19 protein-coding genes, 2 tRNA genes and 1 pseudogene are annotated in these 21,661 nt (G+C 70.7%); 15 read left to right on the top strand and 7 right to left on the bottom strand.

All coding sequences use genetic code 11. The features are described 5' to 3' along the window. Nucleotides 1–150: 150 nt before the first annotated feature. From AB0K60_RS19660 to AB0K60_RS19650, 3 genes and pseudogenes are all read left to right on the top strand, one after another. Nucleotides 151–684: a transposase family protein gene (locus AB0K60_RS19660; protein WP_364056787.1), complete on the top strand. Its 534-nt coding sequence runs from the start codon at nucleotides 151–153 to the stop codon at nucleotides 682–684. 112 nt (nucleotides 685–796) lie between these two features. Further along, nucleotides 797–1,075: a recombinase family protein gene (locus AB0K60_RS19655; RefSeq protein ID WP_364056493.1), complete on the top strand. Its 279-nt coding sequence runs from the start codon at nucleotides 797–799 to the stop codon at nucleotides 1,073–1,075. 19 nt (nucleotides 1,076–1,094) lie between these two features. After that, nucleotides 1,095–1,331, top strand: a pseudogene (locus tag AB0K60_RS19650) (zinc ribbon domain-containing protein); the annotation flags it as partial. Between the two features lie 23 nt (nucleotides 1,332–1,354). Here AB0K60_RS19650 and AB0K60_RS19645 read toward each other — a convergent pair. Both AB0K60_RS19645 and AB0K60_RS19640 read right to left on the bottom strand, forming a co-directional pair. After that, nucleotides 1,355–1,783, bottom strand: coding sequence for a hypothetical protein (locus tag AB0K60_RS19645; RefSeq protein ID WP_364056805.1), 429 nt, complete (start codon nucleotides 1,781–1,783; stop codon nucleotides 1,355–1,357). A gap of 66 nt (nucleotides 1,784–1,849) precedes the next feature. After that, nucleotides 1,850–1,935, bottom strand: a tRNA-Leu gene (locus AB0K60_RS19640). A gap of 168 nt (nucleotides 1,936–2,103) precedes the next feature. On the opposite strand from AB0K60_RS19640, the gene AB0K60_RS19635 reads away from it, so the two are divergent. The 3 genes from AB0K60_RS19635 to AB0K60_RS19625 all read left to right on the top strand — a co-directional run bounded on the left by AB0K60_RS19635 (nucleotide 2,104) and on the right by AB0K60_RS19625 (nucleotide 6,820). After that, on the top strand, nucleotides 2,104–3,405 hold the full coding sequence (locus tag AB0K60_RS19635) for a M20/M25/M40 family metallo-hydrolase (protein WP_364056490.1): 1,302 nt from the start codon (nucleotides 2,104–2,106) through the stop codon (nucleotides 3,403–3,405). Between the two features lie 125 nt (nucleotides 3,406–3,530). Next, entirely contained in the window at nucleotides 3,531–4,373 is an 843-nt protein-coding gene (locus tag AB0K60_RS19630) for a hypothetical protein (RefSeq protein ID WP_364056487.1), read from the top strand. Nucleotides 4,374–4,615: 242 nt separating this feature from the next. Further along, nucleotides 4,616–6,820, top strand: a complete 2,205-nt coding sequence (locus tag AB0K60_RS19625; RefSeq protein WP_364056484.1) for a chaplin family protein — start codon at nucleotides 4,616–4,618, stop codon at nucleotides 6,818–6,820. A 205-nt stretch (nucleotides 6,821–7,025) separates the two neighbouring features. Here AB0K60_RS19625 and AB0K60_RS19620 read toward each other — a convergent pair whose 3' ends face one another. Further along, nucleotides 7,026–7,211: a DUF5703 family protein gene (locus AB0K60_RS19620; protein ID WP_364056481.1), complete on the bottom strand. Its 186-nt coding sequence runs from the start codon at nucleotides 7,209–7,211 to the stop codon at nucleotides 7,026–7,028. Between the two features lie 203 nt (nucleotides 7,212–7,414). Between AB0K60_RS19620 and topA the strand changes: the two genes are divergently transcribed. From topA to AB0K60_RS19590, 6 genes are all read left to right on the top strand, one after another. After that, nucleotides 7,415–10,069 (top strand): type I DNA topoisomerase, encoded by a 2,655-nt coding sequence (gene topA, locus AB0K60_RS19615; RefSeq protein WP_364056478.1) that lies wholly within the window; start codon nucleotides 7,415–7,417, stop codon nucleotides 10,067–10,069. 225 nt (nucleotides 10,070–10,294) lie between these two features. Then, nucleotides 10,295–12,388, top strand: a complete 2,094-nt coding sequence (gene tmk / locus AB0K60_RS19610; RefSeq protein ID WP_364056475.1) for a dTMP kinase — start codon at nucleotides 10,295–10,297, stop codon at nucleotides 12,386–12,388. A 328-nt stretch (nucleotides 12,389–12,716) separates the two neighbouring features. Next, entirely contained in the window at nucleotides 12,717–13,856 is a 1,140-nt protein-coding gene (locus tag AB0K60_RS19605) for a DNA polymerase III subunit delta' (RefSeq protein WP_364056470.1), read from the top strand. A gap of 337 nt (nucleotides 13,857–14,193) precedes the next feature. Next, on the top strand, nucleotides 14,194–15,024 hold the full coding sequence (ricT, locus tag AB0K60_RS19600) for a regulatory iron-sulfur-containing complex subunit RicT (protein WP_364056784.1): 831 nt from the start codon (nucleotides 14,194–14,196) through the stop codon (nucleotides 15,022–15,024). Then, nucleotides 15,021–16,595 carry an alpha/beta hydrolase gene (locus tag AB0K60_RS19595; protein ID WP_364056467.1) on the top strand — a complete coding sequence of 525 codons (1,575 nt, stop codon included), beginning with the start codon at nucleotides 15,021–15,023 and terminating at the stop codon, nucleotides 16,593–16,595. Before ricT ends, AB0K60_RS19595 begins: the two co-directional genes overlap by 4 nt. A 73-nt stretch (nucleotides 16,596–16,668) precedes the next feature. Continuing rightward, nucleotides 16,669–16,745 (top strand) — tRNA-Thr (locus AB0K60_RS19590). Between the two features lie 115 nt (nucleotides 16,746–16,860). Here AB0K60_RS19590 and AB0K60_RS19585 read toward each other — a convergent pair. After that, the gene (locus tag AB0K60_RS19585) at nucleotides 16,861–17,424 is read right to left on the bottom strand and encodes a site-specific integrase (RefSeq protein WP_364056464.1); all 564 of its coding nucleotides are present in this window, start codon (nucleotides 17,422–17,424) and stop codon (nucleotides 16,861–16,863) included. Between the two features lie 40 nt (nucleotides 17,425–17,464). Between AB0K60_RS19585 and AB0K60_RS19580 the strand changes: the two genes are divergently transcribed. Both AB0K60_RS19580 and AB0K60_RS19575 read left to right on the top strand, forming a co-directional pair. After that, entirely contained in the window at nucleotides 17,465–18,175 is a 711-nt protein-coding gene (locus AB0K60_RS19580; protein WP_364056461.1) for a GntR family transcriptional regulator, read from the top strand. A 43-nt stretch (nucleotides 18,176–18,218) separates the two neighbouring features. Beyond that, on the top strand, nucleotides 18,219–18,506 hold the full coding sequence (locus AB0K60_RS19575; RefSeq protein WP_364056458.1) for a hypothetical protein: 288 nt from the start codon (nucleotides 18,219–18,221) through the stop codon (nucleotides 18,504–18,506). A 50-nt stretch (nucleotides 18,507–18,556) separates the two neighbouring features. On the opposite strand, the gene AB0K60_RS19570 is transcribed toward AB0K60_RS19575, so the two are convergent. The 3 genes from AB0K60_RS19570 to AB0K60_RS19560 form a co-directional block, all read right to left on the bottom strand. Then, the gene (locus AB0K60_RS19570) at nucleotides 18,557–19,240 is read right to left on the bottom strand and encodes a GNAT family N-acetyltransferase (RefSeq protein ID WP_364056455.1); all 684 of its coding nucleotides are present in this window, start codon (nucleotides 19,238–19,240) and stop codon (nucleotides 18,557–18,559) included. Further along, nucleotides 19,237–19,689 (bottom strand): hypothetical protein, encoded by a 453-nt coding sequence (locus tag AB0K60_RS19565; RefSeq protein WP_364056452.1) that lies wholly within the window; start codon nucleotides 19,687–19,689, stop codon nucleotides 19,237–19,239. Before AB0K60_RS19565 ends, AB0K60_RS19570 begins: the two co-directional genes overlap by 4 nt. 129 nt (nucleotides 19,690–19,818) lie before the next feature. Continuing rightward, nucleotides 19,819–20,232, bottom strand: a complete 414-nt coding sequence (locus AB0K60_RS19560; protein WP_364056449.1) for a hypothetical protein — start codon at nucleotides 20,230–20,232, stop codon at nucleotides 19,819–19,821. A 348-nt stretch (nucleotides 20,233–20,580) separates the two neighbouring features. On the opposite strand from AB0K60_RS19560, the gene AB0K60_RS19555 reads away from it, so the two are divergent. Continuing rightward, a complete protein-coding gene (locus AB0K60_RS19555) occupies nucleotides 20,581–21,660 on the top strand; it encodes a helix-turn-helix domain-containing protein (RefSeq protein ID WP_364056446.1) in 1,080 nt (359 codons plus the stop codon). Nucleotide 21,661 lies beyond the last annotated feature (1 nt).

Below are 21,661 nucleotides of genomic sequence, written 5' to 3'. Positions count from 1 at the left end.
AGCTTGGGTGCAGAGCCTCGATCCATGAGGCTTTTCCAACTTGATCGCGCAGGTCGGGGCGGGCGCGCAGGAGTCGGGTTGAGATGGCAGAAGGCTCCCGGTAAGGCAGCAATCGACCAAGATCAACGCCTCAACCAGGAGCCCTGGTGGCTGTCATGCCGTGCCGCGATCCCCCTGTCCAATCGCACCCTGACCCGCCTGGCCGAACTGCTGCGCGCCCGCCGCGCCGAACGCCGCAGCCGATGGCGCCGTCTGACCCCCGGCCGGCAGGCGCTGCCGGTTTTGGCCCACCTGCGCAACGGCGGCACCACACCCGCCTGGCGCTACGTCCACGAAGCCGCCGAGTTGACGACCGCGAATGCCACAGCGTCCCGCCTGCCTTATGTGATCGCCGACGGCACGCTCATCCCCATCGACCGCCTGGCCGACGAGCGACCCTGCTATTCAGGCAAACATCACCGTCACGGGGTCAACGTCGAGGTCCGGGCCGACCCGGCCGGACGGCTGCCGCAGGTCTCGCCCGCGCTGCCCGGCGCGGCGCACGATCTGGCCGCGGCCCCTACCTGCGGCCTGAAGGCGTGGAAGGTGCTGGTCAAGCTGCGCTGCTGCCCTCGCCGAGCCACCGCGCTGGTCCAGGCCGTCTTCGTCCTGCAGACCATTGAGGAGGACCGCTACTCAGGATGAAAAAGTCTCCATGATCAAGGCGATCGGCTCATCCAAACCGATCTAGTGTCCCGCGCCTGAAATTCGTCGGGCCGCCGACGGCAAGCGACTGCACCGCCTGGAACCAGATCCGGTGACCGCGCCGGTCGTCGTGCGGATCTTTCACGAATTCGTTGGCGGCGACGGGCACAGGCGGGGCAAGGGCCTGCAACTGATCGCCGAAGGTCTGACCCGGGACGGCATCCCCTGTCCTTCGGCCTATGACGCGGCCCGAAACCGGCATCGCAGCGGAGTGGCGTGGGCCGGGTCGGCGGTCCGGGCGATCCTGCTCGCCCCCCGCTACACGGCCGACAGGTCTGGAACAGGCAGCACAAGCAGGAAGAACTGCTCGATGTCAACGACGTCACCCTAGGCCACACGACGAAATTGAGATGGAACCAGACCGACAAGTGGGTCTGGTCGGAGAAGGTCGTCCATCAGCCCCTGATCGACGTCGAAACCTTCGAACGCTGTCCACCCCGGGCAGGGCGGCCGGTGAGCGTAAACCACGCGCGACCCGGCGCGCCTACGTCTTCCGTGGCCTGCTGCACTGCGGGGTGTGCGACCGGCGGATGGAGGGGACCTGGAACAACGACCGGGCGCACTATCGGTGCAAGTACCCGGTGCAGTACGCCCTGGCGAACAAGATCGATCACCCGCGCACCGTGTACGTACGCGAAGACCACATCTGGCCGAACTCGGTCCGTGGATCTGCCGGATCTTCTCCCCAGGCAACCTGCGGCAAACCGTGGAGGCCCTCGAACAGGCTCAGCGCAGCCAGGCTGACCTGACCGCCATCGAGGCCGCCAGACGCACCATCGAGGACTGTGACCGGCGGATGTCGACCTACCACGCCACTCTCGACGCCGGCGGCGATCCCGGTGAGATCGCCGCCTGGATGACCGGCACCCGCAAGCGGCGGATGCAGGCCGAAGGCCGGCTGCGAGACATCGAACGGCGCATCGTATACGACGGTCGGCAGATCAACGAGATAATCGAACGGCTCGGGAACATGCCCAAGGTGCTGAACGCGGCCGACCCTGCCGACAAGAATGATCTGTACACGCAGATGGGCACCCACCTGACCTACGACCCAGCCGAGCGGCTGGCGAAGGCCAAGGCGATGCCCATCATGTACCCAAGTGTGTGTCCGAGGGGGGACTTGAACCCCCATGCCCCGCAAAGGGCACTAGCACCTCAAGCTAGCGCGTCTGCCTATTCCGCCACCCGGACGTGGTGCCTTACACGGGGACGTCTCTCCGTGTCGGCTGCTACAGGCTAGCACTTCTGGAGCTGTGCTTCATACCGGTAATCGCGGGTTGGGGTCGGGGTGAGGGTGGGAGCGGGCGGGCGGAAACGGCAGGATGGAAGCGCACAAGCCGTACGTCAGTGGAGGAGACCATGGTCGCGGTCGGGAACATGGAGGAAGAGGTCGTCGGCCTGTGCCGCGATCTGATTCGGATCGACACGTCGAACGCGGGGGACAACGCGGGGCCGGGGGAGCGGGAGGCCGCCGAGTACGTGGCGGAGAAGCTCTCGGAGGTGGGGCTGGAGCCGCGGATTCTGGAGAGCGATACGCGGCGGGCGAGCGTGATCGCGCGGGTCGAGGGGACCGATCCGGGGCGGGACGCGCTGCTGTTGCACGGGCATCTGGACGTGGTGCCGTTCGACGCGGGGGACTGGACGCGGCATCCGCTGAGCGGGGAGGTCGCCGACGGGTGCGTCTGGGGGCGTGGCGCGGTGGATATGAAGGATATGGACGCCATGATTCTCGCGGTGGTGCGGCAGCGGCTGCGTGAGGGGCGGCGGCCGTCGCGGGACGTGGTGCTGGCGTTCACGGCCGATGAGGAGGCCGGGGGAGCGTACGGCGCGCGGTGGCTGGTGGACGAGCATCCGGAGGTGTTCGAGGGGTGCACCGAGGCGATCGGCGAGGTGGGCGGGTTCAGCGTCACCTTGTCGGAGACGCGGCGGCTGTACCTGGTCGAGGCGGCCGAGAAGGGCATCGGGTGGATGCGGCTGACCGCGCGCGGGCGGGCCGGGCACGGGTCGATGCTCAACGGGGAGAACGCGGTGACGGAGGTCGCCGAGGCGGTCGCGCGGATCGGGCGGTACGAGTGGCCGATTCGGATCACGCCGACGGTGCAGGGGTTCTTCCGGGAGGCGTTCGGCGTGGAGTTGACCGCCGAGGACGCCGAGGCGACGGTGGCGAAGCTGGGGCCGCTGGCGCGCATGGTGGGGGCGGTGCTGCGCAACACGGCCAACCCGACGATGCTGGAGGCGGGGTACAAGGCGAACGTCATTCCGCAGACCGCGACGGCGCACGTGGACGGGCGGTTCCTGCCGGGGTACGAGGAGGAGTTCTTCGCCACCATCGACGAGCTGCTCGGGCCTAACGTCACCAGGGAGTTCGTGCACCACGACATCGCGGTGGAGACGCCGTTCGAGGGCGATCTGGTGCGGGCCATGACCGAGGCGCTGCTGGCCGAGGACCCGGGGGCGCGGGTGGTGCCGTACACGCTGTCGGGGGGCACCGACCTGAAGTCGTTCAACCGGCTCGGCATCCGCGGGTTCGGGTTCGCGCCGTTGAGGCTGCCGGCGGACCTGGACTTCTCTGGGATGTTCCATGGGGTGGACGAGAGGGTTCCGACCGATTCGCTCGCGTTTGGGGTACGGGTCCTTGACCGTTTCCTGGACCTGTGCTGACGAGATTCCAGGAAAGTCATTGCCTTCACGGCGAGTGCTGCTAACGTAACTGTCCGTTGTAGGGGTGAATCACGGAGGGTGCCTCCGCGTGAGCGGAGCGTGCCCATGTGTTCAAGGAGGGTCGCGTGGCACGCACGCAATCGCAGCAGGGCGTTTCGACGCCCGGCGTGATGTGCGTGCCCGCGGTCGATCCCGGTGACGGGATGCTTGGGGCGGGGAGCGGGCGGATGGTGCGGTCCGGCCTTGCTTCCCGCCTCGGGCGTCCGCTGGTTCTCGGCGGGCTGCTCGTCGTCGGGTGGGTCCTGGGCGTGCTCCTCGGATGGGCCGGTGCCGCCCCCGCGGACGCGCAGGCACGCGTTCCCGCGCACTACACGGCGGCCGTTCTGCCGGTCGGCGTCCACGATGCCGCGACCGTCGCGAGCACCGAGGGCGCCGAAGGCGACGTGCGGGCCGGGGGTTCCACGGCGGGTTACCGCTCCGCACGAGCGGGTGGCCGTGGGGTCGCGGAACGCGCGGGGAGCCGGGCACAGACGGGGACCCGGGCACAGACGGGGACCCGGGCACAGACGGGGACCCGGGCACAGAGTGGTGAGCGCCGCGTCGCGGACGATCAGCCCCTGCGACGTGACGTGGCCGATGGCGTCCCTGTCGGGGGCGTGGCCTCCGGTGGCGCCTCGGCCGTCGTCTCCTCGGCCAATGCCGAGGCGATGGCCGGGCGTGGCGTGGACGGGCTCACCAGCCAGTCCACGCCCGTTCTTCCCGCACCTTCCACCGCCGAGCACACGGCGGGCGCCAACGGTTTGGCGCCACAGCCCGGCGGCGGTTCCGGTCCGTTCGGGCCGGGTTTCGGGGATGTCGTGCGATCCATTGATGATCCACGCCTGATGGTCCTTCCCGCCCCTCTGGCGGCGGACCTTCCCCCTGTCGTCCGTACAGCGGCGGACGACCCCTCGTTCTCCCCTGACTGATCTCGCCGCCACGGTGTCGGCCCTGCCCTCGTCTCGGGTACGGCCGGCGGCGGAGCGCGCTCTTCTTCCGGGATTTCCACCGGGCTCTTCACGCGTCGCTCCGTGCGGGTGATCCGTCTCAGTTCTCTGTTTCACTCTCGCGACGGTCCAGGGGCTCCGCTGTGCGGTGTTTTCCTCCGCCTGGCCTCGGTCGTGTGTCGCGAGGCGTCAGTTATCCCCCACAAGTACCAAGGAGCATCATTATGCGAACCTGGGCGAAGGGCTCCAGGCCGGCCGCACTGCTCGCCGTCGGCGTCATGGCCCTCGGCGGCAACGGCGCGGCTCTGGCCGACACCTCCGGTGACCACTCCATCGGCGGCGGCAACCAGGTCAACCTGCCCATCACCCTGCCCGTCGACATCAGCGGCAACGCGGTCGGGGTCGCCGGCGAGGCCGAGGGGCAGTCCCGGGGCGGGGCGGTCGCCGTCGGTGGCGGCGGCTCGGGCGCGGGCGGCAACCGTACCAGCGGGCGCAGCAGCGTGCTCGGCGGCAACCAGATCGTCGCGCCGATCACCGCGCCGATCAACGCCTGCGGCAACGCGGTGGCGGTGCTCGGTGAGTCGGAGGCGGACTGCAAGGGCGGCGCGAAGGCCGTCAGCGGCGGACGCGGCGGCTCGGGCGCGGGCGGCAACCGTACCAGCGGGCGCAGCAGCGTGCTCGGCGGCAACCAGGTGGTCGCGCCGATCACCGCGCCGATCAACGCCTGTGGCAACGCGGTCGCGATCTTCGGCGAGGCCGTCGCGGGCTGCAAGGGCGGCGCCAAGGCCGTCACCGGCGGCGGCCGGGGCGCCGGCGGCAACCGGACCTCGGGCACCTCCTCGGTCCTGGGCGGCAACCAGGTCGTCGCGCCGATCACGGTGCCGATCAACGTGTGCGGCAACTCGGTCGCGGCGTTCGGCCAGGCCTTCTCCGGGTGCACCGGCGGGGCCGCGGCCGGGAACGGGCACCCGCACGGCCACGAGCACGGCAAGGGGAAGCCCGGCAAGCCCGGCAAGTACGGTAAGCACGGCAAGGGCAAGCACGGGCACGGGCACGGGTACGGCGGGCGTCCGCTGGGCTCGGGCGGCAACGACACCGACGGGCGGTTCGCCGCGGGCGCCGGCAACCAGGTGGTCCTGCCGATCACCGCGCCGATCAACCTGTGCGGCAACGCCGTGGGCGACGCGGCCGCGGCGGCGTGCAAGGGCGGCGCGGCCGTCGTCGGCGGCGGCGGCCGGGGTGCGGGCGGCAACCGTACCAGCGGGCGCAGCAGCGTGCTCGGCGGCAACCAGGTGGTCGCGCCGATCACCGCGCCGATCAACGTGTGCGGCAACGCCCTGGCCATCGACGGCAGGGCGTTCGCCGGATGCAAGGGCGGCGCGGCCGTCGTCGGTGGCGGCGGCCGGGGTGCGGGCGGCAACCGTACCGACGGGCGCAGCAGCGTGCTCGGCGGTAACCAGGTGGTCGCCCCGATCACCGCGCCGATCAACGTGTGCGGCAACGCCGCCGCGGTCCTGGGCCAGGCCGAGGCCGCCTGCAAGGGCGGGGCCAAGGTCGTGGGCGGCGCCGGTCGCGGGGCCGGCGGCAACCGGACCTCGGGCGCCTCCTCGGTCCTGGGCGGCAACCAGGTGGTCGCGCCGATCACCGCGCCGGTGAACGTGTGCGGCAACGCCGTCGCGGTCCTCGGGGACGCCGCCGCGGGCTGCCTGGGCAGCGCCAAGGTCGGCGGGCCCCACGGCCACGGGTACTGGAAGGCGTCCGTGGTGCACCAGAGCGGCGGCCTGATGTCGGTGGTTCCGGTCGTCCCCGCCGCGGGCGGGACGAGCGCCCGCACGGTGGACGCGGGCCGTCCCAAGCTGCCGACCGGTGTGGTCCCCGCCGTCAGCGACGCCACGAACCCGCTGGGCCTGCCCGCCGCCCTCCCGCAGGGCCTGCCGAAGGCGCCGCTCGCCGGTGAGGTCCTGCCGGTCGCCGGGGGCGTGCCGCAGGAGCCCGGGCGGCTCCCGAGCATCCCCGGCGGGCTGGCCGAGCTGCCGAACCTGCCCGCCGTCTCGGGGCTCCCGGCGAGCGCGCTCCTGTCCGCCGGCGCCCCGGCCGCCGTCGAGTCCCCCAAGGGCGGCTCGAAGGCCGGCGCCGGCAAGGGGGCTCGGGGCAAGGGCCAGGAGGTCGCCAGGCCGGTGGCGCCGAAGGCGGAGGCCGGTCAGGCCGGGCCGCTGCAGCCGGTCACCGACCTGGTCGGCGGCACGCCCGTCGGCTCGGCCGCCGGCGCCCTCCCGCTCGGGAACATCGGCCTCATGAGCGCCGAGCAGCCGGGCGGCGTCACCGGCATGAACGCCGGCTCCCTCCTCGCGCTGGCCCTCGGCACCCTGTTCGCCGCCTCGGCCACGCTCTTCGCCCTCACCCGTCGTCTGCGCCCGGGCCGCAAGTAGCCGAACCGAGCACCGATGACCCTCCGGCCGCGTCCCGACGGTGCGGCCGGAATCCATAGACGCTTTGCCCGTTCCGGGGGCGCGGCCCGGGACGGGCAAAGCCCTGTCGGCGCACGGCTCGCCGACGGAGGTATGCCGGTTGCCTATAATTGGGCGTTTGGGACGTCACGGGGCAGCTCGACGCGGGGAGCGGGGGCGCGGCGGATCACATGGTGCGGGTCGCTCGGATGATCTTGCGGCGGAGGCGGACATGCCTTCTACCGTCGGGATACAGCCGTAGTCGGTCCAGCTCCCAGTCGCCGTACTCCGCATGCTCGGTCAGAACCTGGCGGGCCTCCTCGCGTGAGGTGCCCCGCGAAAAGTACAGATCCAAGTAGGAGTACTCGAGCACAGCGATTAGTCTCCCAGGGGTGTGCTGCGGGACTTCGGAACCCTCTGGGCTCTATTCTGCTCCCTCGTGAATATCGATGGGAGCTGAGTTTTCCGCGGGGGGACCGGGTAACCCGTGGGGGAGGGAGTTCCCGGTGAGGGGTTCCCGGGCGGTCCAGGGCGGGCCGGACGGGAGTGACAGTGAACAGCGAGGTAGGAAGTAGCGTGCCAGGCAAGGACGGCAAGACCGGCGGGACCCGCCTGGTGATCGTCGAGTCGCCCGCGAAGGCGAAGACGATCGCCGGGTACCTCGGGCGCGGCTACATCGTGGAGTCCAGCATCGGTCACATCCGCGACCTGCCCGAGAAGGCCGACGACATCCCCGAAAAGTACAAGCAGGAGGCGTGGGCCCGGCTGGGCGTGAACGTCGAGCGCGACTTCGAACCGCTGTACATCGTCAACCCCGACAAGAAGTCCCAGGTCGCCAAGCTCCGGCAACTGCTCAAGGACGCCGACGAGCTCTACCTCGCCACCGACGAGGACCGCGAGGGCGAGGCGATCGCCTGGCATCTGCGCGAGGTGCTCAAGCCCAAGGTGCCGGTGCACCGCATGGTGTTCCACGAGATCACCCCGCAGGCGATCCGGGACGCCGTCGCCAACCCGCGCGACCTCAACCTGCGCTTGGTGGACGCCCAGGAGACCCGGCGCATCCTCGACCGGCTGTACGGGTACGAGGTCAGCCCGGTGCTGTGGAAGAAGGTCAAGCCCCGGCTGTCCGCGGGCCGCGTGCAGTCGGTGGCCACCCGCCTGCTGGTGGAGCGCGAGCGCGAGCGAATGGCGTTCACCTCGGCCGAGTACTGGGATCTGCAGGCGATCTTCGATACCGGGCGCAAGGATGAGAACCCGCCGACGTTCCCGGCCACGCTCACCGGCGTGGACGGCAAGCGGGTCGCGCAGGGCCGCGACTTCGCCGCCACCGGCGCGCTGAAGAACGTCGAGGTGCTGCACCTGGACGAGGAGGCCGCGCGGGCGCTCGCCGCCCGGCTGGAAAACGTTTCATACGCGGTCACCTCGGTCGAGCGCAAGCCGTACACGCGCAAGCCGTACGCGCCGTTTCGGACCACGACGCTGCAGCAGGAGGCCAGCCGCAAGCTGGGCTTCTCGGCGAAGTACACGATGCAGGTCGCGCAGCGGCTGTATGAGAACGGCTACATCACCTATATGCGTACCGACAGCATCACGCTGTCGGAGACCGCCGTCGCCGCCGCCCGCAGCCAGGCGATCAAGCTGTACGGCGCGGCGTATGTCCCGGACAAGCCTCGCGTCTACACCAGCAAGGTGAAGAACGCCCAGGAGGCGCACGAGGCGATCCGGCCGTCCGGGGAGGAGTTTCGCACCCCCGGCGAGACCGGGCTGCGCGGGGACGAGTTCCGCCTCTACGAGCTGATCTGGCAGCGCACGGTCGCCTCCCAGATGAAGGACGCGGTCGGCGAGTCGGTGAGCGTCAAGGTCGGCGGCACCTCGAGCGCCGGCGAGACGGTCGAGTTCAGCGCGACCGGGCGGACGATCACCTTCTACGGGTTCCTCAAGGCGTACGTGGAGGGGGCCGACGACCCGTCCACCGACCGGGACGACTCCGAGAAGCGGCTGCCGAACCTCGCCGAGGGCGACGCGCTCACCGCGCTTGAGCTGACCGCCGAGGGGCACTCGACCCGCCCGCCGGCCCGCTACACCGAGGCCTCGCTCGTCAAGGAGCTGGAGGATCGGGAGATCGGGCGGCCGTCGACGTACGCGTCGATCATCGGCACGATCCTCGACCGCGGCTACGTGTTCAAGAAGGGCACGGCGCTGGTGCCGTCGTTCCTGGCGTTCGCCGTGGTCAACCTGCTGGAGCAGCACTTCGGCAACCTGGTGGACTACGAGTTCACCGCGCACATGGAGGAGTGCCTCGACGCGATCGCCCGCGGCGAGACCGAGCGGGTGCGCTGGCTGCGCCACTTCTACTACGGCGCGGACGGCGACGAGGGCCTCAAGGAGATGGTGAGCGACCTCGGCGACATCGACGCCAAGGAGATCAGCTCCTTTCCGATCGAGGGCACCGACATCGTGATCCGGGTGGGCCGCTACGGACCGTACCTGGACCGGAACGGCGCGCGGGTGAACGTGCCGGAGACGCTCGCCCCCGACGAGCTCACCGCCGAGCGGGCCGAGGAGCTGTTCGCCCAGCCCAGCGGGGACCGCGAGCTCGGCAAGGACCCCGAGACCGGGCGCGTCATCGTGGCCAAGACGGGGCGTTTCGGGCCGTACGTCACCGAGATCATTCCGGAGGAGCAGCCGGAGGCGGCGAACGGCGCGAAGAAGGCCAAGAAGGGCGCCGCGCCCAAGGCGCGCACCTCGTCGCTGTTCAAGTCGATGTCGCTGGAGACGGTCACGCTCGACGACGCGCTGCGGCTGCTGTCGCTGCCCCGCGTCCTCGGCGAGCTCGACGGCGAGGAGGTCACGGCGCAGAACGGCATGTACGGGCCGTATGTGAAGAAGGGCTCGGACTCGCGGTCGCTCGCGTCCGAGGAGGACCTGTTCACGATCACGATCGAGCAGGCCAAGGAGCTGTTCGCGCAGCCCAAGCAGCGGGGCAGGGGCCGGGCCGCCGCCGCTCCGCCGCTGCGGGAGCTGGGCGAGGACCCGAACTCCAAGAAGCCGATCGTGGTGAAAGAGGGACGGTTCGGGCCGTACGTCACCGACGGCGAGACCAACGCGTCGCTGCGCAAGGGCGACACCGTCGAGGACATCACCGTGCAGCGCGCGGCCGAGCTCCTCGCCGAGCGCCGCGCCCGGGGACCGGCCCCCAAGCGCACCCGCGCCAAGGCCGCCGCCAAGTAGCGCGGCGGCCCGGTTCGTCGGGGGCCCGTCGCGGGCCCGTCGCGTCCGGCGGGCGAAACCTCCGCCGTGGCCGTGGATGCGCCCAAACGTGATGCAATTTGTAGTGATAGCGGGCCATGCGAACGGGCGGCGAGGTAATACCCTCGGTCAGTGGCCAGGCGGGCGCGTGCCCGGCCGGTCCGCTGTCTCCCCGTCCGGCGCAAGCACCTGGATACCCTGATACCCATGACCATCCCTGGCCGGCCCGCCACGCGGCGTAAGCAGCCGCATGTGCTCGCCATCGCGCCTTTCCGCAGGCTGTGGACGGCCATGGCGGTCTGCAGCCTCGGCGACTGGCTGAACCTGATCGCGCTCACCGCGCTGGCGAGCCACCTCACCCAGGGCTCGGGGTATCAGGCGCAGAGCCTCGCCATCGGCGGCGTGTTCGTGGCGAAGATGCTCCCGGCCGTGGTGCTCGGCCCGCTGGCCGGGGCGGTCGCCGACCGGTTCGACCGGCGGCTGACGATGGTCGTCGCCGATGTGGCCCGGTTCGCCGTGGTGTTGTCGATTCCGCTCGTCGGCAGCTACCAGTGGGTTCTCATCGCCACGCTCCTGGTCGAGTGCGTGAACCTGTTCTGGGTGCCGGCGAAGGAGGCGACCGTCCCCAACCTGGTGCCCAAGGAGCGACTGGAGGAGGCGAACCAGCTCAATCTCCTCGTCACGTACGGCACGGCCCCGGTCGCGGCGGCGCTGTTCGCGGTGGTGTCCGTCATCGCCGACACGCTGGGCCGTACGGTGCCGTCGTCGGCGGCCGAGCCGACGAGCCTGGCGCTGTACGCCAACGCGCTGGCGTACTGGGCCTCGGCCATTCTGATCTTCACGTTGAAGGGCGTGCCGAAGCGGGCGATCTCCGCCCCGTCGGTGCTGCGGCAGATCGCCGAGGGCTGGCGGTTCGTCGGCGCGAACCGGCTGGTACGCGGCCTGGTGATCGGCATGCTGGGCGCGTTCGCGGCCGGTGGCGCGGTGGTCGGCGTGGCCAAGATCTACGTGCTGGCTCTGGGCGGCGGCGACGCGGGGTACGGGACCGTGTTCGGCGCCGTGTTCGTGGGCATGGCCCTCGGTATGTTCTTCGGGCTGCGACTGCTGCGCGAGTTGTCGCGGCGGCGGCTGTTCGGGCTGTCGATCGTGGGCGCGGGCCTGGTGCTGGTCGCGATCGCGCTCATCCACAACCTCGTGGTCGTCGCGGTGCTCACGGTGGCGCTGGGCGCGTTCGCGGGCATCGCCTGGATCATCGGCTACACGCTGATCGGGCTGGAGGTGGAGGACGGGCTGCGGGGCCGTACGTTCGCGTTCCTGCAGTCGCTGGCGCGGGTCGTGCTGCTGGTGGTGGTCGCGGTCGCGCCGGTGGTGGCCGGCCTGTTCGGCGAGCACGTCTTCGAGGTGGTGCCGAACGTCTCGTACACCTTCAGCGGCCCCAACCTGGTGCTGGTGATCGGCGCGCTGCTCGCGGTCGCCGTCGGCACGGTCGCGCTGCGGCAGATGGACGACCGGGGGAATGTCCCGCTCGGGGCCGACCTCATGGCGGCGCTGCGGGGCGAACGGTACGTCCCGGACGAACCGGCCGCCGAGGAGCCGCGCGGGCTGTTCATCGCGTTCGAGGGCGGCGAGGGGTCGGGCAAGACCACGCAGTCGCGCATGCTCGCGATCTGGCTGCGGGACCAGGGCTTCGACGTGGAGCAGACGCGCGAGCCCGGGGCGACCAAGGTGGGCATGCGGCTGCGGGCGATCCTGCTCGACTCGGCGCACCAGGGGCTGTCGGCGCGGGCCGAGACGATGCTGTACGCGGCCGACCGGGCCGAGCACGTGGAAAAGGTGATCCGCCCGGCGCTGCGGCGGGGCGCGATGGTGGTGTGCGATCGGTACGTCGACTCCTCGCTGGCGTACCAGGGGGCGGGGCGTGCGCTCGACCCGGAGGACGTGGCGAGGATCAACGCGTGGGCGACCGGGGGGCTGGTTCCCGACCTGACCGTGCTGATCGACGTGCCGCCGCAGGTGGGGCTGGCGCGGTTCGCCTCGCCCGCGGACCGAATCGAGGCCGAGCCACTGGAGTTTCACGAGCGGGTGCGGCGGGAGTTCCGGGCGCTGGCCGCGGCCGACCCGGATCGGTATCTGGTGCTCGACGGGACGCGGTCGCAGGAGGAGCTGGCCCGCCGCATCCAGGATCGGGTGCGGGAGATCCTGCCCGACCCGGTGCCGCAGGACGCCGAGGACGTCACGGGCACGATGCCGGCGATCCGCGACGAGAGCGGCGCCGGGCCCTCGTCCTGGCGCTCCGCGTGATCGACGTATCCGTTCCGGTCGAGGGGCGCGCGCCCGACGTTGGTGAACGGCCGCGGGGGCGGAGCCGTACACCGGCGTATCGGCGCCTGGAGAGACGGCCCCGGCGAGGCGATGCGATCACAGCGCTCGCGTCATTGCCCGATAAATCCTGGTATATCCGGACAGAATCCCGCGCCCCTGCCCTGAACCAGGGTGACACCCGTCTCGCCCCTCCCGCTGCGCACCCGACCGGCGGACGTCCGGCGCTAGCCTCGTTACCGGTGGGCCCGGCGAGAGCCCGGCGCGGATCCCCCAGGAGTCTCACAACGGTGATGAGGAGGACGTCACGATGAGCGTCTTCGACGCGCTGGTGGGCCAGGATCACGCCGTCGACGTGCTGCGGCGGGCCGCCTCCGGCTCCGGGATGACGCACGCCTGGCTCTTCACCGGGCCGCCCGGCTCGGGCCGGTCGAACGCCGCACGCGCCCTCGCCGCCGCGCTGCTCTGCCCCGAGCAGGGGTGCGGGCACTGCGACCTGTGCCACCAGGTGGAGATCGGCTCCCACCCCGACCTGGAGGTGGTACGCCCCGAGGGCCTGTCGTACAGCGTCCGGCAGACCCGCGAGCTGGTGCTGCGCGCGGCCGGCGCGCCGACGCTCGGCCGCTGGCGCGTGGTGCTGTTCGAGGACGCCGACCGCTCCACCGAGGCCGCCGCCAACGCCCTGCTCAAGGCGATCGAGGAGCCGCCGCCGCGGACGGTGTGGCTGCTGTGCGCCCCCTCCCCGGACGACATGGTGATCACCATCAGGTCGCGGTGCCGGGTCGTCACGCTGCGCACCCCGCCCGCCGACGCGATCGCCGCCATGCTCGTCGCCCGGGACGGCGTCGCCCCGGAGATGGCCGCGTTCGCCGCCCGCGCCGCCCAGGGGCACATCGGCCGGGCCCGCCGGCTCGCCCTCGATGAGGAGGCCCGGCGCCGGCGTGCCGCCGTACTGGACCTGCCCAGGACGCTGACCGGCGTCGGCGAGTGCGTGGCCGCCGCCGAGCGCCTGGTGAAGACCGCCGAGGAGGAGGCCGCCGCCGCGACCACCGCGCTCAACGAGGTCGAGACCGCCGAACTGCGCAAGGTGTACGGCGAGGGCTCCACCGGCAAGGGGCTCAACCGGGGGCTGGTGCGCGGCGGGGCCGGGGCGCTGAAGGAGCTGGAGGACCGGCAGAAGTCGCGGGCCACGAGGATCAAGCGGGACACGCTCGACGCGGCGCTGCTCGACCTGGTGGCGTTCTACCGGGACGTGCTCGCCGTGCAGTTCCGGGCGCCGGTCGAGCTGACCAACGAGGATCGGCGCGACGACCTGGAGGACCTGGCCCGATCCTCGACGCCGGAGGCCACGCTGCGGCGGGTGGACGCGATCATGCTCTGCCGGGAACGGCTCGCCGCGAACGTCAACCCCCAGATCGCCGTGGAGGCGATGACGCTGGCCCTGCGCTGACCGCCGCGCGGGCGGGCATGCGGCGGCGTCTCTGGAACATTCAGGCCGATTTGTCGCGTGTGGTGGACTTGGGCCGGTACCGAAGCCTGCGTGCCGTCGGCGACGAACCCGGATCGGCGGTGGCCTGGTACCGTTCCCGGCCCTGGTGCGCCGATCGCCCCGATACTCCCCGCCGTACCCGAGCGACGGGGAGTATTTTGTCGTTGTTTTCGGTCTTTATCCGGCTCTGATGGCGTCGTGGTTGTGATGCGCCGGACCCTGCGCCCTGCCCGGCGCGTAAGGTGGCGAATGCAGGGGCAGGCCGTACCTTGCGGGAGGGGAACGCGGCTACATGGGCATGATGATGGCGGTGAGTTTCACCCGTTATGGGCGGCTGTATTACCTGGACCCAGGACCACACAGCCCCAAGGTGGGCGACAAGGTCCTGGTGCCGACCGGGTCGGGCCCCGAGGTGGCCGAGTGCGTGTGGGCGCCGCAGTGGGTGAACGAGGACGTCGAAGGGCTCCCCGTCTGCGAAGGCATCGCCCAGGAGGAACATCTGGCCCGTGACGAGAGCAACCGCCGCAAACGGGCCGAGGCGCGCAGCGTGTCCAAGCGCTTGATCAAGCGCCACTCGCTGCCGATGAAGGTCGTCGGCATCGACTATCTGGACGCCGACAACATCTACACCGTCTACTTCTCCGCGCCGCACCGGGTCGACTTCCGCGCCCTCGTCCGCGACCTCGCCCGCAACCTGCGCGCCCGCGTCGAACTCCGGCAGATCGGCCCGCGCGACGAGGCGCGCATCCAGGGCGGCATCGGCCCCTGCGGGCGCGACCTGTGCTGCGCCACGTTCCTTAAGGACTTCGAGCCGGTGTCGGTGCGGATGGCCAAGGACCAGGACCTTCCGGTCAATCCGCTGCGCATCGCCGGCGCGTGCGGGCGGCTGATGTGCTGCCTGAAGTACGAGCACCCGCTCTACCAGGAGTTCCGGGCGTCGGCACCGCGCGTCGGGTCGTCGGTGGACACGCCGGAGGGACCCGGCACAGTGGTGGGGCACAACGTGCCCTCCGACTCGGTGGTCGTCCGGCTCAACGACGGCGGGCGGCGGTGCTCCTGCTCCCGGGCGAGCGTGTGCGGCCCCCGGCAGGCGTACGAGGAGACCTACCAGGAGGCGGGCGAATCGTGAAGGTGAGGCGCCGCGTCGCGGCCCTGCTGGCGGGGACGGCCCTGCTCGCCGGATGCACCACCGCCGGTGGCGAGCCTCCGGCCCCGCAGGGCGGCACAACGCCGCCGTCGGCCGCCGCCTCTGGACCCGCCTCCGGGTCCCCCTCTGAGTCCCCGGTCGAGGCGACGTCCCTGCGACAGTACTACGACCAGAAGCTGTCCTGGTCGGGGTGCGGGCAGGGCTTCGAGTGCGCCCGCCTCGCCGTACCGCTCGACTATGACAAACCCGGCGGCGAGCAAATCAAGATCAGCGTGATCCGGTTGCCCGCCACCGGCGACCGCATCGGCTCAATCCTGGTCAATCCCGGCGGCCCCGGAGCGTCCGGCATCGACTACGCGCGCTCCGCCGACGCGATCCTGTCGGCGAACGTGCGGGCCCGCTTCGACGTCGTCGGCTTCGACCCGCGCGGCGTCGGCCAGTCGTCCGCCGTACGCTGCCTGACCGGCCCGCAACTCGACACCTTCGTCGGCCTCGACGCCACTCCCGACGACGCCGGCGAGGTCCGTGAGCTCGAAGAGGGCGCCCGCACCTTCGCCGAAGGCTGCGAGGAGAGGTCGGCGAAACTCCTGCCGCACGTCGGCACCGCCGACGCCGCCCGCGACATGGACATACTGCGCGAGGCCCTCGGCGACAAGGGCCTCACCTACCTCGGCAAGTCGTACGGCACGCACCTCGGCGCCATGTACGCCGACCTGTTCCCCGACAAGGTGCGCGCCCTCGTCCTCGACGGCGCCGTCGATCCGTCGCTGTCCCCGGTACGCAGCAACGAGGCCCAGGCACGCGGCTTCGAGGTCGCCCTCAAGTCCTTCCTCGAGGACTGCTTCCAGGACGCCTCCTGCCCCTTCGACAGCCGCGACATCGACGGCGCGCTCCGCGAGTTCAGCGACCTCATGAGCCGCATCGACGCCCGCCCGCTGCGCAACTCCCTCGGCGACGGCCGCCAGGTCGACGAGGCCTGGGCCCTGCTCGGCGTCGCCACCCCGCTCTACGACCGCCAGTCCTGGCCCGTGCTCCGCCAGGCCCTCGCCGACGCCTTCCGCGGCGACGGCACCACCCTCATCCGCGTCGCCGACCTGCTCGTCGGCCGCCGCCCCGACGGCACCTACTCCAACCAGACCGAGGCCAACACGGCCATCAACTGCGTCGACCGCACCTACCCCACCACCGTGAACGCCTTCGAGCAGGCCGCCACCAAGGCCACCGCCGAGGCCCCCCGCTTCGGCTCCTTCATCATGTGGGGCTCCCTCCCCTGCGCCTTCTGGCCCGCCAAGAGCCCCGACGCCAACCGCCGCCTCACCGCCGAGGGCGCCCCACCCATCGTGGTCATCGGCACACTTCGCGACCCTGCCACGCCGTACGAGTGGGCCGAGGCCCTCTCCACCCAACTCAAGCCCGCCCGCCTCATCACCTACGACGGCGACGGCCACACCGCCTACCTCACCGGCTCCACCTGCGTCGACCGCCTCGTCGACCGCTACCTCATCTCCCAAACCCCACCCGCCGACGGCACCCGCTGCCCCAAAACCGACTAGCCACCGCCACCACCCGTAACCCAGGAGCGCACACCGCCTCCAACCCTGTAGACTCTTTCACGCCGTACGGCACGCCGCCTTAGCTCAGTCGGCCAGAGCGACGCACTCGTAATGCGTAGGTCAAGGGTTCGATTCCCTTAGGCGGCTCCAGCTCAGAGCCCCATTCCGATCTTGGAATGGGGCTTTTTCACGCCGCGAGGATCTCATGCCGGACCATCCGGGGAAACACCCCACGCGAAACCCCGGCCGCGCAAGGGATCCGGCCCTACGCGCCGGTGGAGCGCCTGCGCGGGATCACCGCGACCGCGGCCTCCGCAGCGGTAACCGCCAGGTCGGGCAGCACGTTCGCGTAGGTGTCGGCCGTGAACGAGTACTGCGAGTGCCCGAGCGTCTCGGCCACCATCTTCAAATCCGCGCCCCCGGCGAGCAGATACGTCGCCGCGCAGTGCCGAAGGTCGTGGAACCGCACCGGAGGCAGGCCGTACCGCTTCACGAGCACGTCGAAGTGGTCGCCGATGAAGTCGATCCTGATCGGCCCGCCGTCCTCGGCGGTGAACACCCGGCCGGACTCCGTCCAGGCGTCCCCGGCCCGCTCGCGCTCCGCGCCCTGACGCCGCCGCCACAACTCCAGCAGCAGCACGTTGCTGCGGTCGAGCGGGACCGTCCGCCACCCCGCCTCGCTCTTCACGCTCGCGCGCTCGGCGGCGTCCCGGCCTACCTCGTGCTCTTCCTCGCGTACGGCCACCCAGCCGGTCTCGGCCTTGACGTCCAGCTCGATGTTGACCCACTCCAGGCCCCACAGCTCCCCACGGCGCAGACCCCGCGTCACGGCCAGGTGGTACAGCGGGAGAAAAGGGTTGGGAGACGCGGTGAGACCAGATACCCGGCACCCGTCACACAAGGTGGCCGCAGACCTGCGCGCACAGATCATGGCCGGATTGCTCGCGCCGGGGGAGCAACTACCCTCAACTGCGCAACTCGCCGAGAAGTACGACGTCGTCGGCACCACCGTGCAGAACGCGGTGCGCATCCTCAAGGGCGAGGGTTTCCTGACCAGCCGCACCGGGGCCGGCGTCTACGTCCGGGAGGGGCATCCGTTCACCGTTCGCGCCGCCGCGTATTTCGAGCCGGCGTCGCGGGGTGTGACCTACAAGATTCTCGACGTCGCCGAAGTCGAGCCGCCCGCCGACGTGGCGCGGGATCTCGGCGAGGGTCACGCCGTTTGCCGCTGCCGCCTCATGCTGCGCGGCGATGTGCCCGTGGAGTTGTCCCGGTCTTATTACCCGGCGAGCTGGGCGGCCGGGACCGCGCTCGCCGGACGCGGGAAGATCCGGGGTGGTGCGCCGGCCGTCCTCGCCGAGCTGGGCTACCCGCAGCGGGAATGGACGGACGAAATCTCCACACGACCGCCGACGACCGAAGAGGCCGAGTTGCTCGACATTCCCGAAGGGGTCCCGGTCCTCCGGCAGTTCCGCACCATCTACAGCGACGGCGGCCGGGTGGCCGAGGTCACGGTGATGATCAAACCGGGGCACCTGTACAAGCTGGAGTATCGGCAAGTCGTGGCCGACGAGGGGTAGGCCGTGTCACGCTCGGATCCCCGACATGTCCGAGGAGTGACCAGTGACCCGCGACCACTTCGCCGCCATCACGACGCCACGCGGCAGCGTGGTGACCTTGACCGGCCTCACGCCGGACGAGGCCGCCGCCGTTGCCAGCCAGGCCGCCAGCGACCGCCCCGCCGTGCGCGCGGAGGGCGAGGGCACCACGAAGTGCGACAACTGCGGCGGCAAGGGCGGCTGGCTGGAGAAGGTCGAGACGAAGACGCCGTCCGGCAGCACGGTCGTCACCGAGCGGTGGGTGCAGTGCCGTCCCTGCAAGGGCATGGGCACAGTCCCTGCTCGGTCCTGACGGCGAGACGACGAAAGGCCCCCGCGCACGGCGGGGGCCTTTCGCGTGGACTAAACGATCTTCTCGCGCACGAACAGCCGCTGTCCCTCTTCGGCCGTCAGGTGCGCATTGAAACCAAAGATCGGCCACAGGGGGACCGATTCACCCACGCCCAGCACGGCGAATCCCTGCTTCTGGTAGAAGCCCTCAAGGTCCTGCCTGGAAGGCTCGATCTGGCCATACAGCAACTGGTAGCCGCACCCGAAGTAGACCTGGCGGCACCGCTTCAGGAACTCGGGGCCGATTCGCCCGCCGCGGGCCGACTCGGCGACAACCACCGCCTTGATCTTCACTAAACCCGTCACGCCCACCAGGGGAGACGCGCCCTGAATCAAGGCGATGGCGCGGAACTGCTCGACGACACGGATCGGCGGGTACGCGAGCAGCGTGCCCACAACGCCGTCGCGGTCATGCTCTGCCACGAGCACCAAGGCGACGTTCAGGTAGGCGCGGAGCACGTCTTCGGGGCCGGTCAGCGAGGCAAGGAGCCGGTCGTGCAGAGCCGTGATGCCGTCGTGGACTCCAGTCTGGAGGGCGGCGCCGGCGTACCCGGCGGTCACCGCGTCGGCGAGCGGTGGTTCCAGTTCCACGCCTTCGCCTGCCAGGGGTGCGAGGTCGCGGATGGCGGGCACGTCGGCCGGGGCGGCTTGGCGGATGCGGATGTGCGGGCCGTGGTCCCACGCCAGGTCCTTCACTCGGCGGGCTCGCTCTCTCGCCTCGCGGCCCACCAGGCGTGGAAGTCCTCGGGCCACTTGCGCTCCCACCTGCCGGTCCGCGTGCGGGCGTGGTAGCGGACGTATAGCCGCCAGCAGGTGGCGTGCAGGTCCTCGACCCAGAGGCGGCCGGTCAGCTCGTAGGGGGCGATGTCGGTCTGTCGGCCGATGTGGTCGTGCAGTTTGGCCGTGGTGGAGCCGAAGAAGTAGATCAGGTACTTGGCAAGGCTCGCGATCTCGACCGGCTCCGGGTTGGGCTTACGGAGGAGCTGCATCTGCGGTACGAGCTTCTGGAAGATGTAGTCGGTCCGGCTCTCGCTCGGGAGGCTCTTCCAGAAGTATGGGTCGTCGGGGCCGGGGATCATGCTGATGAGGTCGGCGAGGTGGGCGAGGTCGGGGTCGGGGGTGGTCGTGTCTGGTGTGTCGGTCACGACCATGAAGATAGGGGTCACGGATCGTGACTTCTTGTGGCGTAGGGGTGCCGATGGAGTCGCGTGCGGGGGATCGGATCCGCTCGCGCCCGGCGACTTCCCGGGGCGGCCGACCCGTGCTAGCCGGCGTCAGTCGCCCAACGTCAGCTCAAGGGGCTGTCCGAGGCGATCCGCCGCGTATTGCAGGCGGCCCCGGCGGCCGATCTCCACGCCGTAGAACTGCTGCCCGGCGGGGGCGGTGACGCGGAAGGGGAACTCGCAGTCGCTGAGGTATGAGGTGCTCCGGGTGCGGTTGGTCCCGTTGCCGAGCGCGCCGACGGCGATGGTTTTGCCTGTGGGGTCGGTGATCACGACCTGGGTGCCGGGGCGGATGTCGCTGTAGCCGCTGTCGGGGTGGCAGGGTTCGCCTTCTGAGCCTTGGAAGACGCCTTCTTTGGTGACGGTGATGGTGCCGTGGATGTCGATGTTGGCGGGCTTCGGCGCGGCGGTGCTGGTGCTGCATGCGGTGGTGAGGGCGAGCAGGACGGCGGCGAGGATTCGCATGGTCACTCCTGGTGTCGGGGTCGCGACCCGTTGGATGCCGCCTGGCGGCGGGTGGTTGGTCACGCGGTGGGCTGGTGCTCCAGGAGTGTTCGCCCGGCGCGGCGCGGGCGGCGCGGGCTGGCCTGCTGTGACGCCTGATCACGGGGCGTACGATCGTGGCTGCGCACCGCTAGAGTGCTGATCGAACACCTGAACATAGAACGGGCCCGCCGGGTGCTGGACACACCTGACAGGCCCTTGGCCAACCGCCTGACATCACCAGGAGGCGACCCAAGTGGTCACCATACCTTCGCGTGCCCACGCACGCCCAATTACGCGCCCGCTCGCCGTCGAGCACCGGGGGCGCTGATGGACGCCGAGTACGGAGGCATCTCACTCGGCGCGTGGATGGAACTCGTACGGCGCGCACGCATCGAGAAGGAGCGGAAACTCGCCTGCCTGGCGTTCGGCTCCTACGCGAACGCCGACGGCACCGGCATCTTCTGCGGAACCGCGCGCCTCGCCGCCGACTGCGACGTGAGCTACCGCACCGCCAGCCGCTACCTCGCATGGATGCGCGAGGTCGGCCTCGTCGAGCTGGTGAAGCGCGGCAACCGGCGGCGGAAGCAGGCCGACACTTATCGGCTCATCCTTGGCCCGCAGCTCTCGGCATGCGTCGACCTGCCGAACCCCGACGAGTACCGGAAGATCGTGGGGGACATCGCCGAGGCGAACCGGGCCGACTCCAAGCGGCGGCAGCGCGCGAGCCGCGAGCAGGCGGGAAGTTCTACGGACACCGACGATGACCGTAGAAGCGGCAGCGATCCGCGGGACGTTCTACGGACATCAGATGACCGTAGAACCGAAGGGCGGGACGACGGTTCTACGGACACCCAGGTGTCACCTGAAACGCGTTTCTACGGACACGAGTCGCCGTTTTCTACGGACACCCAGGATGTCCACCCACCTTCCCTAGATCACCTCCCCTCTACAACAGACCTTCCATGGGAGAAAGCTGAGGTCCGTAGCTCACGGTTGCTGTCCGCGCGCGCGGGCGCGCGAGACGACGATGATTCATATCCCGATCAAAACCCCGACGACCCTGACCCGTCGGACGGGCTGAGCGCCCCGCTCGCTTCGCTCGCCCCACTCCAAGCCCCTGCCCCTGATCCCGCCGACGAGGACACCAACCCCGCCGCCGGGGCAGAAAACCTCAACGACGAGAACCCGCCACCGGCCGTCGCACGCCCCCGGCCGCCCCGCGACGACGAGGCACCCCAGCCCGACCCGCGCGCCGCCGCCGCACGCGCGGCGCTCGCCCGCCTCGGCGACTTCGACCGCTGGATCCTGGCCGCACGGCAGCAGCTCGGCGCGGACGCCCCACGCGACCAGGTGTTCATCCTCGCCGTCGAACTCGCAGAGAACGCGATCCCGGCCGCCCTACCCTGAA

Source organism: Thermopolyspora sp. NPDC052614, assembly GCF_040678635.1.
Lineage (GTDB): Bacteria > Actinomycetota > Actinomycetes > Streptosporangiales > Streptosporangiaceae > Thermopolyspora.
The sequence above is the reverse complement of the archived record's forward strand: the minus strand, read 5'-3'. Positions and strand labels throughout refer to the sequence as shown.

Coding starts and splice junctions, on each gene's coding strand:
- AB0K60_RS19635 (WP_364056490.1), top strand. CDS start 2,104: ATGGTCGCGGTCGGGAACATGGAGGAAGAGGTCGTCGGCCTGTGCCGC.
- AB0K60_RS19625 (WP_364056484.1), top strand. CDS start 4,616: ATGCGAACCTGGGCGAAGGGCTCCAGGCCGGCCGCACTGCTCGCCGTC.
- tmk (WP_364056475.1), top strand. CDS start 10,295: ATGACCATCCCTGGCCGGCCCGCCACGCGGCGTAAGCAGCCGCATGTG.
- AB0K60_RS19605 (WP_364056470.1), top strand. CDS start 12,717: ATGAGCGTCTTCGACGCGCTGGTGGGCCAGGATCACGCCGTCGACGTG.
- ricT (WP_364056784.1), top strand. CDS start 14,194: ATGATGATGGCGGTGAGTTTCACCCGTTATGGGCGGCTGTATTACCTG.
- AB0K60_RS19560 (WP_364056449.1), bottom strand. CDS start 20,232: ATGCGAATCCTCGCCGCCGTCCTGCTCGCCCTCACCACCGCATGCAGC.
- AB0K60_RS19555 (WP_364056446.1), top strand. CDS start 20,581: ATGGACGCCGAGTACGGAGGCATCTCACTCGGCGCGTGGATGGAACTC.